Origin of the sequence: Bradyrhizobium sp. WSM2793 (assembly GCF_000379585.1) — a bacterium.
In the GTDB taxonomy this organism is placed as follows: Bacteria; Pseudomonadota; Alphaproteobacteria; order Rhizobiales; family Xanthobacteraceae; genus Bradyrhizobium.
Map to the genome: position 1 here is coordinate 69403 of NZ_KB902774.1, position 13142 is coordinate 82544.

The 13142-nt window shown below is 66.8% G+C and carries 10 protein-coding genes; 2 read left to right on the forward strand and 8 right to left on the reverse strand.

Features of this window, described 5'->3' with window-relative positions; genetic code table 11:
* Positions 1-16: 16 nt before the first annotated feature.
* The 7 genes from A3AS_RS0109440 to A3AS_RS0109470 all read right to left on the reverse strand — a co-directional run bounded on the left by A3AS_RS0109440 (position 17) and on the right by A3AS_RS0109470 (position 9092).
* A complete protein-coding gene (locus tag A3AS_RS0109440) occupies positions 17-670 on the reverse strand; it encodes a response regulator transcription factor (protein WP_026201830.1) in 654 nt (217 codons plus the stop codon).
* Positions 667-4212, reverse strand: a complete 3546-nt coding sequence (locus A3AS_RS0109445; protein WP_018317351.1) for a NahK/ErcS family hybrid sensor histidine kinase/response regulator — start codon at positions 4210-4212, stop codon at positions 667-669. The genes A3AS_RS0109440 and A3AS_RS0109445 overlap by 4 nt, the downstream gene beginning before the upstream one ends.
* A gap of 149 nt (positions 4213-4361) precedes the next feature.
* A complete protein-coding gene (mctP, locus tag A3AS_RS0109450) occupies positions 4362-5852 on the reverse strand; it encodes a monocarboxylate uptake permease MctP (RefSeq protein WP_018317352.1) in 1491 nt (496 codons plus the stop codon).
* Positions 5842-6018 carry a DUF3311 domain-containing protein gene (locus A3AS_RS44915; RefSeq protein WP_018317353.1) on the reverse strand — a complete coding sequence of 59 codons (177 nt, stop codon included), beginning with the start codon at positions 6016-6018 and terminating at the stop codon, positions 5842-5844. Before A3AS_RS44915 ends, mctP begins: the two co-directional genes overlap by 11 nt.
* A 252-nt stretch (positions 6019-6270) precedes the next feature.
* A complete protein-coding gene (locus tag A3AS_RS0109460; RefSeq protein WP_018317354.1) occupies positions 6271-7143 on the reverse strand; it encodes an MlaD family protein in 873 nt (290 codons plus the stop codon).
* A 42-nt stretch (positions 7144-7185) separates the two neighbouring features.
* On the reverse strand, positions 7186-7956 hold the full coding sequence (locus A3AS_RS0109465) for an ABC transporter ATP-binding protein (RefSeq protein WP_018317355.1): 771 nt from the start codon (positions 7954-7956) through the stop codon (positions 7186-7188).
* A 2-nt stretch (positions 7957-7958) separates the two neighbouring features.
* On the reverse strand, positions 7959-9092 hold the full coding sequence (locus tag A3AS_RS0109470) for an ABC transporter permease (protein ID WP_018317356.1): 1134 nt from the start codon (positions 9090-9092) through the stop codon (positions 7959-7961).
* A gap of 133 nt (positions 9093-9225) precedes the next feature.
* Between A3AS_RS0109470 and dgcA the strand changes: the two genes are divergently transcribed.
* The gene (gene dgcA, locus A3AS_RS0109475) at positions 9226-10221 is read left to right on the forward strand and encodes an N-acetyl-D-Glu racemase DgcA (RefSeq protein WP_018317357.1); all 996 of its coding nucleotides are present in this window, start codon (positions 9226-9228) and stop codon (positions 10219-10221) included.
* Here dgcA and A3AS_RS0109480 read toward each other — a convergent pair.
* Entirely contained in the window at positions 10191-11387 is a 1197-nt protein-coding gene (locus tag A3AS_RS0109480) for a major facilitator superfamily domain-containing protein 6 (protein WP_018317358.1), read from the reverse strand. The two genes, dgcA and A3AS_RS0109480, sit on opposite strands and share 31 nt — an antisense overlap.
* A gap of 75 nt (positions 11388-11462) precedes the next feature.
* On the opposite strand from A3AS_RS0109480, the gene A3AS_RS0109485 reads away from it, so the two are divergent.
* Complete coding sequence (locus A3AS_RS0109485; RefSeq protein ID WP_026201831.1) at positions 11463-12878, forward strand: hypothetical protein; 1416 nt, start codon at positions 11463-11465, stop codon at positions 12876-12878.
* Positions 12879-13142 lie beyond the last annotated feature (264 nt).

The following is a 13142-nucleotide window of genomic DNA, read 5'->3' on the forward strand; positions in this document are numbered from 1 at the left end:
TTGGATGTTCTGAAGCTCAATTGCCGCCGGGCTGACCGAACGACAGCCGCTCGGCGAGCACGGCCGCCTGGGTGCGCGACCCCACGCCGAGCTTGCGCAGGATGGTCGAGACGTGGCCCTTCACCGTCTGCTCGGCGATATCGAGCTCGCCCGCGATCTGCTTGTTGAGCTTGCCTTCCACGATCATCGCGAGAATTCGCAGCTGCTGCGCCGAGAGGGTGGCCATGCGCGCGGCGAGCTCGATGTCGGCGCTCTGGATCGAGCCGCGGCCGCCGACATTTGGCGGCATCCAGATCTCGCCGGCGAGGATCTTTGTGATCGCATCAGCCATCTCGGGCAGGCTGAGCGATTTCGGGATGTAACCGGATGCGCCATAGGCGATGGCGCGACGGATGGTGGCGGCGTCCTGCCGGGCCGAGATGATCGCGACCGGCACCGTCGGGAATTGCGCCGACAGGATGAACAGCGCAGCAAAGCCCTGGATGCCCGGCATCGTCAGATCCCAGAGGATCAGGTCGATCTCGTCGGACTGGGCCGCGAGCGCATTCAGCGCCTCGTCCAGCGACTGGCAGGCGACGATGTCGAGATCGGGCAGCACGGTCGACAACGCGCTACGGAGCGCGGCCTGCACCAGCGGGTGGTCGTCGCCGATCAGGATGCGCATCGTCAGGGAGTCTCCGGTTTCGTGCCGAACTGCCGGCTCAGGGCTTCGCCGCCGAGAAAGCGCCGCAGGGCCGCCGGCTTGACCGGCTTCGACAGGATCTCGCAGCCGCGCGCCCTCGCCGCCTGGCGCACCGCCTCGCTGCGATCGCCGGTGACGACCAGCGCACCGACCTCGCGTCCCGACTTCTGCCTGAGATTGTCGAGAAAGTCCAAGCCGTTGCAGCCGCCGTCGAGGTGGTAATCGAGCAGCACGACGTCCGGCAGGACGGCGGCTGCCGCTTGCATCGCCGCGGCGGCGTCGGCTGCGACCAGCACGCGATGGCCCCAGCCGCCGAGCAGCGCAGAGAGCCCATCGAGGATGGTCGCGTCATTGTCGAGGCACAGGATGGTCAGCGCGCGCTCCGCCGGTGCCGGCACGGCCACCGCAGGGGTGCGCCGAAGCGGCCGGCCTGGTCCGCGCGCGAGCGGCACCGTGACGGCAAAGCACGAACCTTGTCCGGGGCGCGAACGCAGGTCGACGGCATGGTCCAGCAGCCGGGACACGCGCTCGACGATGGCGAGCCCGAGGCCCAATCCCTTCTCCGCCCCCGGCGCGAGGCGCTGGAACTCCTCGAAGATGCGCTTCTGGTCTGCCGCCGCGATTCCGACGCCGGTGTCCCAGACCTCGATGCGCAGCGCCTCTCCGCGCCGCCGGCAGCCGAGCAGGATGCGTCCCTTGGGCGTGTAGCGAAGCGCATTCGACAGCAGGTTCTGCAGGATCCGGCGCAGCAGATGCGGATCGCTGCGCACCGCAAAGCCGCAATCGACGACGCGGAAGGCGATCCCGCGCTCGCGCGCCATCGCCGAGAATTCGACGTTCAACTGCACGAAGAGATCGGCGATCGGAAAGTCGGATATCTCGGCGCGCACGGCGCCGGCATCATAGGAGGAGATGTCGAGCAGCCGGTCGAGCACGTGCTCGGTCGATCGTAGCGCCGTAACCGCGCTGCTCGCCAGGGTGCGCTCCTTGTCGGCGTCGCCAGCGCGCGACGGAGCGCTCAGGCTCTCGTCGAGCGCGGACAGAAACAGACGGGCCGCATTCAGCGGCTGCAGCAAATCGTGGCTGGCCGCGGCCAAAAAGCGCGTCTTGCCGAGATTGGCCTGCTCGGCTTCGGCCTTCGCCTGCTCGAGCGCCTCGGTGCGCTCGCGGACGCGCATCTCGAGCCCCTCATTGGCGCGTCGCAAGGCCTCGGCGGCACGGTGACGCTCGGTGACGTCGGTATAGGTCGAGACGTAGCCACCCTCGGCGACGCGGTCGTAGACGATCTCCAGCACCGTGCCGTCCGGCCGCTTGCGCTCGTAGAGATAAGGCCAGCGCTGCGTGGCGACGTCACGGTTGACCAGAAGCGCGGCGAATTCGGATGCGGCATATTCGCCGCGCTCGACATTGAAGGCGATGAGATCCGCCAGCGGAAGCCCCACGCGCACGAAGTCCGGCGGCAGATCGAGCAGCGCGATGAACCGACCGTTCCAGGCTGTGATGTTGAAATCGGCGTCGAAGGCGCAGATGCCCTGCGGTACGCTTTCGAGCGTAGACTGCAATAGGCTGCGGTTGAAGCGCAGCGCTTCCGAGGCCTCGTCGAGCATCGCCATCGCCTCCCGCCGCGACAGCGAGTGGCCTTCCAGCGACGCCGCGATCACGACGCGCGCCGATGCCGCGCCGATCGCGCCGGCCAGCAAATTCTCGGTAAACCGAATCGAGTCGAGATCGACCAGTCCCGACGGATCGAGACGCGGCCCCGTCCCTGCGATGCGGGCCGCCAGATAAGCGTCGAAGGCCGCCGCGCCGCGCTCGGCGCCGACGAAACGCAGCGCCAGCGCGCGGAGATCATCGAGCCGCACCACCACGCGCGACGACAGCTTGGGGATGGATTCGCGGACGACGCCGTCGGCGAACGCGGCCGCCTGATTACGCTCGACTGTCGATTGCCGGCCCAGCGCCGAGACCATCAGGAAGCAGACGAGATTGGCGCCAAGGCTCCACAGCGTGGCGTGCGAGATCGGATCGATCCCTTCGAGGCCCAGCAGCGCATTCGGCTTGAGCCAGGCGAGTTGCCAGGGACCTTGACGAACGATTTCCTCGATCCCCGGCCAGAGCGGCGCGGCCGAGGGCAGCAGCAGCGTGTAGGCCCAGACGAAGAAGCCGACCGCGATCCCGAGCGAGGCGCCGGCCTTGTTGGCCCGCGGCCAGAACAGCCCGCCGACGAACGCCGGACCGAATTGTGCGACCGCGACGAACGACAACAGGCCGATCACGGTGAGCGGATAGGACTGGTTGACGAGGCGGTGCATCAGATAGGCGAGCAGCAGGATGCTGAGGATCGAGAGCCGGCGCACCGTCACCAGCACCGACGTCATCGGCCGGCTCTGTGCGTGCAGGCCGAAGACGCGCGAGCGCAGCAGCAGCGGCATGATGACGTCGTTGCAGAGCATGGTGCTGAGCGCAACGGATGTCATGATAACCATGCCGGTGGCGGCCGACAGCCCGCCCAGAAACGCGATCAGGCTGATGGTGCCCGCATCGGCTGCGATCGGCAGCGAGATGACGTAGGTGTCGGGGTCCATCATCCCGCCGAAGCGGGTGAGCCCGGCCGCAGCGATCGGCAGGATCAAGAGGCTGAACAGCGCAAGATAAGCCGGATAGAGCCAGGCCGCGGTGCGCGTATGGCTTGGGCTCTCATTCTCGACGACGGCGACATGGAAGGCCTGCGGCAGGCAGAGGAAAGCAATCGCCGAGATGATGATCGTTGCAGGCCACACCGGCTGCGCCGGGTCGAAGCTCAGGATGCCGCCCAATTGCGGATCCGATTGAAACTGCGACAGCAGAGCGGCCGGCCCGCCGGAGGGTCCGAACAGCACGAACAGCGCGACGATCAGGAATGCGAGCAGCTTGACGACGCTCTCGAAGGCGATCGCGAGCATCAGGCCGCGATGATGCTCACTGGCATGGACGTGCCGGACACCGAACACGATCGCGAACAGCGCCATCGATGCAGCGACGCCGAACGCCGAGTCTTGCCAGAACCGCAGCGCCTCGCCGCCGGCCCGCTCGGGCTGGAGGATCAGATAATCAAAACTCTTGCCGACGGCCTTGAGCTGGAGCGCGATATAGGGAAGCACGCCGAGCAGCGATGCGAGCGTCACGAAGGCCGCAAGCACCTGGCTCTTGCCGTAGCGCGCGGCGATGAAGTCCGCGATGGAGGTGACGTTCTGTGCCTTGGCGATCGCAATCACCTTGGACAGGAGCCGCTGGCCGAACAGCAGCACCAGGGTCGGGCCGATATAGATCGTGGCGAAGTCCAGCCCGCTGGTGGCGGTCCGTCCGACCGAGCCGTAGAAGCTCCACGAGGTGTTGTAGACCGCAAGCGTCAGGCAATAGCTGATCGCGGCCGCCCAGGAGCTTGGCGACACCAGCGGCCCGCCGGCGCTTCGCCGGTCGCCCCACCAGGCCACCAGGAACAGCGTGGTCACATAGCCGGCAGCGACCGCAAGAACGAACCACGCCTGCAAGACATCCTCACCCGAAACAGTCTGATGCGCTCGCGACGAGCGGCCGGGCGCGGGCGGATACTAGAGCGTTTTCAATCGCATGGAAGGCCGTTTCAGTCCGCAGACAAGCGGCGGCCGAAGGGATTTCCCCGGCCGCCGCCCGCAATCGCTCAGGCCGCCTCGCGGGACAGCCGTTGCTGCGGCATGCGCTTGAGCGCCAGGTTGACCACGACGGCCACCACGATGTTGAGCGCGAGCGCCAACAGACCGGTGTAGATCGCGACCTTCCCGGCGCCGAAGTCGATGCTGTGCAGCGGCTTCAATCCGTCCGACCAGGCGAGCCACGATCCGCCGGCCAGGCCGACGGCCCAGCCAGCCAGCAGCGCCGGGCTCGAGAACCAGTTCAGATAGAGACCGAACACGAGCGCCGGCAGCGTCTGCAGGATCCAGAGGCCCCCGAGCAGTTGCAGGTCGAGCGCGAACTGCGTCGGCATCAGGAGGATGGCGAGCAGCGCGCCGACCTTCACCAGCATGGAGGTGATCTTGGCGACCTTCGCCTCACCTGCCGGCGTCACCTTCGGATCGACCCACACCTTCCAGAAGTTGCGGGTGAACAGATTGGCGGCGCCGATGCTCATGACGGCGGCCGGCACCAGCGCTCCGATCGCAATCGCGGCGAAGGCAAAGCCTGCGAACCAGCTCGGGAACAGCGTCTTGAACAGCTCGGGCACGACGTCGTTGTTGCTGGCGAGCTTGAGGCCCGCCGCATGGCCCATGTAACCGAGCAGCGCAAGCAGGCCGAGCAGCAGCGTGTAGGCCGGCAGCATCATCGCATTCTTGCGGATGGTGTTGCCGCCCGAGGACGCGAAGATGCCGGTCAGCGTGTGCGGATACATGAAGGCGGCGAGCGCCGAGCCCAGCGCCAGCGAGGCATAGGGCACGATCTGCGCCGGGGACAGCAGGATGCCGCCTGCGCCTTTCGCTGCGAATGCCGCATCCGCCGCGGTGAAGATCGCTCCGTAGCCGCCAAGCTTCGAGGGCACGATCGCAATCGCGGCGATCACCACGATGTAGATCATGATGTCCTTGACGAAGGCGATCAGCGCCGGCGCGCGCAGGCCCGACGAATAAGTGTAGAGCGCCAGCACCAGGAAGGCGAGAACGAGCGGCACCTCGCCGTGCAGGCCGAGCGCCTTGATCGCCACCTCCATGCCGATCAGCTGGAGCGCGATGTAAGGCATCGTCGCCAGCACGCCGGTGGCCGCGACCGCAAGCTCGAGCCCGCGCGATCCGTAGGCGCCGCGCACCACGTCGCCCGCGGTGACGTAGCCGCGCTCCTTGGCGACCTTCCACAGCACCGGCATCACCGCGAACACGAACGGATAGACGATGATGGTGTAGGGCAGCGCGAAGAAGCCGTAGGCGCCGACCGCGTAGACCAGCGCAGGAACGGCGATCACGGTGTAGGCGGTGTAGAAGTCGCCGCCGACCAGGAACCAGGTGATCCAGGTCCCGAACTTGCGGCCGCCAAGGCCCCACTCGTCGAGATGGGCGAGCGTCTCCGGCTTGCGCCAGCGCGAGGCGACGAAGCCCATGCCGGTGACGAGAATGAACAGTGCGAGGAATACGGCGAACGCCGCGCTATCGACATTAGTCAGCACGGCGCACGCTCCTGTAGACGATGTAGGTGAGCAGCGAGGTCAGCGGCACCCAGGCAAGCTGATACCAGTAGAAGAACGGGAAGCCGAACAGATGCGGCTCCCTGATATTGTAGAACGGCACAATCATCAGGCCGATGAACGGCAACAACAGCAGCAGACGTACCACGCGCTCTCTCCTCCCCTGTGAGTGAAGTCGACGCGCCTTGTCGTGGGCACGCCTTGAGCGCGATATAGCGGACAATACCGGCCTACCCCTCCCCCTACCTTGGCTCGGCTAGACCCCCATACTTTCGTATCGCGGGGGGTGAAGAACGCCGCGATGGTCTCCGCAAGCCGTCATTGCGAGGAACGAAGCGCACGCTGCAGCGCGTCCGGGACACGAGACCTACGATGACGAAGTGCGCGAACTTGCGCTCGCCTAGCGCCTGCCGCTCGCGGTGGGGGCCGGCCTCGGCGGCTCGGGCGGCGGAGCGGGCTGCGATGAGTTGCTGGCGCCGAACAGCACGCGGGTCGGGTTGCGGTCGAAATTGTTCACGGCGCGGCTGATGTCACCGAGGGTACGACGGCCATCGCTCATCAACGCACCGGAGCGCTTGTCGAAATCGTCGGCGAGCTCGCGGATCGACTTCACCGCCTGGAACAGCTCGCCGCCGTCCTTGCCGCCGGCGAGCGTGTTGAGTCCGAGCATGAGGTTGTCGGCCTTGAGCATGACGCCGTCGACCTTGGCCATCACGCCGTCGATCTTCTCGGAATTGCGCGCGAGCGAGTTGGTGAAGGTCTCCAAATTCTTCAGCGAGTTCTTCACCGATTCCTGATTGTCGGCGACGATCTTGTTGATGTTCTGCAGCGTGCCGCGGATCGCCTCGGTGACGTCCTGGAGCTTGTTGGGGTCGGCCGTCAGCGTCGGGATGCCGTCCTGGTCGAGCGGCGGCGGGGCCGCGGCCTCGTCCCCGCCCTTGAGCGAGATGGCGGCGACGCCGGTGAGGCCCTGGAATTCGAGGCCGACCAGGGTGTCCTTGCGGATCGGGGCGTTGTTCTCGATCATGGCGAGTGCGACAACCCGCCGCGGGTTGTCGAGCTTCACCGAGACCACCTCGCCCACCCTGATACCGTTGAAATTGACACTGCCGCCGTTGCGCAGGCCCGCCGCCGGGCCCTCGAACACGACGCGCAGCGGACTGCGCTGCTTGGTGGTGTGCAGCGACTGGAACCAGAGCACGAAGCCGATCGCCGCGGCGATCACCGCCAGCGTGAACGACCCGATCAAGACGTAGTTTGCCCGCGTTTCCATCAGGTGCTCCGGCTACTCATCACAGCTATTCAACCCAGCCACTCAACCCATGACCGCGCGGGCGCGCTTGCCATGGAAATATTGCCTCAGCCAGGGATGCTGCGAGGCCTGCATGTCGGCGATCGACCCTGCCGCTATGATCTTACCGTTCCCTAAAACGGCGATGCGGTCACACGCTGTGTAAAGGCTGTCGAGGTCGTGGGTTACCATGAAAACGGTCAGCCCCAAAGTGCGCTGGAGCGTCCTGACCAGCTCGTCGAAATCGCCGGCGCCGATCGGATCGAGGCCCGAGGTCGGCTCGTCCAGGAAGACGAGATCCGGATCGAGCGACAGCGCGCGCGCCAGCGCCACGCGCTTGATCATGCCGCCGGAGAGCTCGGACGGGAAGCGCTCGGCAACCTCGGGCTTGAGGCCGACCATGGTCAGCTTGGCCATGGTGATCTCGTCCATCAGGCGCTGCGAGACCCGAAGATATTCGCGCATCGGAAACTGGATGTTCTGCCGCACGGTCAGCGAGGAGAACAGCGCGCCCTGCTGAAACAAGACGCCCCAGCGCCGCTCCACGTTGCGGCGCTGCGAGGTGCTCGAGGAATCCAGATCGACGCCGAACACCTCGATGGAGCCCGCAACCTTCGGCACGAGACCGATGATGGTGCGCGTCAGCACCGACTTGCCGGCACCGGAAGGACCGACGAAACCCAAGATCTCGCCGCGCTTGACGTCGAGGTTGAGGCCGTCGAGCACGCGTGTGCTACCGAACTGCACGGTGATGTCGCGCACGCGGATGATCGGATTTTGGATCTCGCCAGCCATCGTCACATCCCGATCGAGGCGAAGAAGATGGCGAACACGCCGTCCATGACGATGACGAAGAAGATGCCCTTCACCACCGAGGCCGTGGTGTGCTGGCCCAGCGATTCCGCGCTGCCCTGCACGGCAAGGCCTTCGACGCAGGCGACGATGCCGATCACGGCGGCCATGACCGGCGCCTTGACGATGCCGACGATGAAATGGTCGATCGAGATGGCGTCGCGCAAGCGCAGCAGGAAGGCTTCGGGCTCGACCCCGCCATAGAGCCAGGCAACGAGACCGCCGCCATAGAGCGCCGCCATCGCGCCGAGGAAAGCCAGGATCGGCAGCGCCAGCACCAGCGCCATCATGCGCGGCAGCACCAGCACCTCGATCGGATCGAAGCCCATGGTGCGCAGCGCGTCGATCTCCTCGCGCATCTTCATCGAGCCGAGCTCGGCGGTGTAGGCGCTGCCCGAGCGGCCCGCGACCATGATCGCGACCAGCAGCACGCCGATCTCGCGCAGCACCAGCACGCCCAGCATGTCGACCACGAAGATGTCGGCGCCGAACCTTCGGAAATGGAAGATGCCTTGTTGGGCGATGATGCATCCGATCAGGAAGGTGATCAGCACGATGATCGGCACCGCGCGCCAGCAGACCTGCTCCATGTGATGCACGGTCGAGGTCAGGCGGAACGAGCGCGGATGGATCAGGACGCGAAACCATGCCGCGAGCACGGCGCCGAGCATGTCGACGAGGCCTGCGACCGTGCCGCCGATACCGGCCACGGTCCGGCCGATCTGCTCCAGCATGCCTGTGATGGTCACCGTGCCGCCGTCGACCACGGCCGTCGCCCTGACCCGCCGCACCTCGTCCACGAGGCTGGAATAATTGGCGGAGAGACCCGCGATCTGCGCCTCGACGGATTCTTTCGTCAGGCTGCGGCGCAGCCGCTCGATCAGCCAGGCGCCGAACGTGTCGAGCTTGGCGACCTCGGAGACGTCGATGAAGATGCTTTGCTGGCCGCCGGCGAGCTTCTCGGCGTCGGCCACCATGCGCTCCAGGACCGGCGCGAAGCTCGCGGTCCATGTCCCGGTGGCGCAGAGTGCCAGCGCGTTGCCCTTGGCAATCCGCTCCAGCTTCGGATCGCTGCTCAAGATGTCCGCTCCCGTGCCGGGGCGGAGAAAATCAGATAGTTGCGCACGCGCCTTACCCAGAGAAGGTATCCCCAAGTGGTTAATGTTAGTTGCTAGAGGTAACTAGCAGGTTCAGATTTCGCCAGAGTTCAAAATGACTTCCATGAAATTTGCTGCCCTGGCGGCGCGAATCGAGCGCTTCCCGATCGCGGGCAGCTTTACCATCAGCCGGGGGGCCAAGACCGAGGCCGTGACGGTCGTGGCGGAGGTCGGCCGGGACGGGCTGACCGGCCGCGGCGAATGCGTGCCCTATCCCCGCTATGGCGAGACGCCCGAGGCGACGCTGGCGGCGATCCAGGCCATGCAGCAGGCCTTGGCGGACGGGCTGACGCGGCAAGCCCTCCAGACCGCCATGGCGCCCGGTGCGGCCCGCAATGCCCTGGACTGCGCCCTGATCGACCTGGAGGCCAAGGCGGCGGGCCAGCGGGCCTGGAACCTGATGGGTCGCCCGGTGCCGGGCGAGCGCACTACGGCGTACACGATCTCGTTAGGGACCCCCGTGGCCATGGCGGCCGCCACCGCCAAGGCGGCGCACCGGCCGCTGCTCAAGATCAAGCTCGGCGGCGACGGCGATCCGGAGCGGATCGCGGCGGTGCGCAAGGCCGCTCCCGAATCCGAGCTGATCGTCGATGCCAACGAGGCCTGGACCGAGGCCAATTTGGCGCACAATCTCGCCGCCTGCGATGCCGCCGGCGTCATCCTGGTTGAGCAGCCACTGCCCGCGGGCAAAGACGAGGCGCTGGCGCGGATCAAGCGCCCGCTCGCGGTCTGCGCCGACGAGAGCGTGCATGACCGCTCCTCGCTTGCCCCGTTGCGCGACCGCTACGACGCCGTGAACATCAAGCTTGACAAGACCGGCGGCCTCACCGAGGCCCTTGCGATGGCGGACGCCGCGCAGGCGCTCGGCTTCGAAATCATGATCGGCTGCATGGTCGCAACCTCGCTGTCGATGGCCCCCGCGATGCTGGTGACGCCGCAGGCGCGCTTCGTCGATCTCGATGGGCCCTTGCTGCTGGCGCGCGACCGCGACCATGGCCTGCGTTATGACAGCAGCCTGGTCTACCCGCCGGACGCTTCGCTCTGGGGCTGAGGCTTGAGCCGGTGCTGCGCCGACCAGATCAGAAGCCCGCCGGCCGCAGCCATCGCGGCCATCACGTAATACAAACCATCGCCGATACGGGCGTAGATCGCACCTGAGGCGATCGAGGTCGCAGCGCCCAGAAGCCCGTTGCACGCGGCGTAATAGCCCTGCCCCCGCGCGATCTGATGCGAAGGCACGCGCTGCACCAGGAGATTCATCGTGCCGACGATGGTCATGCCGAAGCTGAGACCGTGGCCGAGCTGGACGATCGCCAGCAGCGCGAGCGCCGGCTCGCTCGCGGTGACGATCCAGCGCAGCACGGCGCTGAGCCCTCCGATCGCGATCATGGTGGACGGATGCAGCGAGAAGCGCGGCGACAGCGCGAACACCACGATCTCCGCGATCACGCCCAGCGTCCACAGGCCTGCGATAGTCAGCCCACTGATCCCATGGAGCTGCCAGTTGATGGCCGAGAAGGTGTAGTAGGCGACGTGGCTGCCCTGAATCAGCGCCGCCGAGACGATGACGGCCCAGAAGCCGGCATCGCGCAGCAGCGGCTTGCCGGCATGCCTCTCCGTCGTCTTGCGCCTGACATCGTCGAGCGGCTGAAGCAGCAGGCCGGCTGCGACCGCAACGACGGCCCATGCGACGATGACCCAGATCAGATCGCGCGCGGCGATGTGGTCTACGAGATAGCCGCAGGCGAGCGAGCCGGCGGCGAAGGCCGCTGAGCCCCACAGCCGCAAGGGTCCGTAATCGAGCCCGTAACGGGCGACGCCGCGTAGCGCATAAGCATCGGTCAGCGGCATCGTCGGCGTCCACATCATGCAGGTCAGCGCGTAGATCAGGAACAGCGCCAGCGGCTGCTGCTGCAAGCCGACCGCGGTGAAGCCAATCGCGGTCGCCAGCACCGACACCATCATGCCGGCGCGAATGGCATGTCGCTTCTCGGCGAAGGCGGTCACTTGCGGCAGCGTGGTGAAGCGCGTGATCGCCGGCAGCGCGTTGATGAGCCCGATCCAGGCCGCGTCGACGCCGATCGCCTTCAGCCATACCGGGAAGAACGGCAGATGCGTGCCCGAGACCGCGAAGACGGCCGAATAGAACAGGGCGAGGCTGACGGCGAATCGCCGTTTCGCGGATGCTGGCGTGGGGATTTGTGATTCGGGTGCCATCAAACCAATTGCGATTCGGACGATATCGTGGTGATCGTTACTGTAACGCGCGGTGATTTGCGCGACGAGATCGCAATGGCCAACGAAGCATTCGCCCTTTCGCCCATGTCTGCCCGCGCGGCCGAGCCGAACGAGCAGGATTACGACGCGATCCGCGAAGCCTTCATGGAGACGGCGCGCGGCCGCTGGTTCCTCGGCGAATACGCCAAGCGCAACCGCAATGCCGACACGCGCATGGTGCTCGACGCGGTCGCGAAAATCGAAGAAACCCTTGCGGCGCAGCGACAACCCGTCGTCGAAGATCGCCTGCCCGAAGCGCTGGTCGAGATCCGCCGCGCGATCCGCGAGGCCGAGACGATCGCCATCGCCGCCGTCGACCCCGCCGCGATAGAGACGAGCCTCGCCGCGATCCCGCGCGGCGTGCGCATCATCAAGGAGATCTCCTGGCGCTGGCGCGAGATCGGCGCCGACGGACGAATCTGCGACCTCATTGATTCGCAACTCGCCTCTATCGAGGCCGCCTGCGGACAGATTTCGACCATCGACCCCCGCGTCGAGCTCAAAGCCGCATTCGATCTCTTGAGGGATCGGGTGGAGCAGACCGACGGCGGCGCATCGCCGCAGGCGGCGCCGTCCACGTCGGCTCCGATGCAGCAGGCGCCATCATCCGCCGCCGACGCTCCGCCCGTCGCGGCCGCGCCCGCGGCGATGGCGAGCGAAGCATCCGTGGCTTTTACGGAGTCACAGCGGGACGTCGCCGCGGCTGCCGAGCCCGAAGCGACCGTCGCCGGCGAAGCGATCGCCGAGGCGGAACAGGCAATGGACGCGGCCATCGCGCCGGAGATTGCGGCCGAGAGCCAGATCGCCGTCGAGAGCACAGCGCTCGACCAAGTCGCGCCAGAAGACGTCGCGCCCGAAGCCGTCCCGTTGGAAGAGCCGGCCACGGACACCGCCGCCTTCGCGGAAGCCGCTGACGCGTTCGCGCTCGACGCGGCTGCGCAAGCCGAGGACGAGGCCATCCTCGAGGCGATCGCGCTGGAGATGGCCGCGCCCGATCCGGAGTTCGACGAGATCATCGCGCCGGTCGAAATGGAAGCGGCCGTTCCGGAGCCGATGGTGGCGGAGGCTGCAGCGCCCATTGCTGCGGAGCTTCCGGAACCGATCGCGCCTCAGCCTGTCGTCGCTCCCATGGTGGAAGAGCCCGCCGCCGACGCGCCGATCGCAATGGACTCGCTCGCGCGCCTCACCGAAGCCATCGCGGAGGCCGCCGCCGAAGTGATGGAGCAGCAGGCCCCGGCGATGGCAGCCACCGCATCGCTCGCCGCAGCACCGGCCGCAACGCCTCCGATGCCCACGCCGCTCCCCGAGCCCTCGCTCGGCGCCACCATCCTCGCCAGCGGCATCCTGCAAAAACCCCGCGCGCCCGCCAACGACCCGCTCGCGCCAATCCGCCGCATGACCCAGGCCGAGAAGATCGCGTTCTTCTCGTAAAGGGGGGCGCTCTCTCCGCGTCATTGCGAGCAACGAAGCGACAGCGAGACTGCCAACTCCGTCATCCTGAGGCGCGAGACGCACGATGCTCAGCATCGTGCGGGGAGCCTCGAAGGATGAACGGCCGAGATGCAGCCAGGCCGTCGCCCTTCGAGGCTCGCCGAAGAGGCGAGCGCCTCAGGGTGACGGTGATGGACGGGTGCTCGCGGCTCAATCTCGTGGCCGGGCTGCCAAGTGCTGTTGCCCATCTGGCCGTAGGTGTAT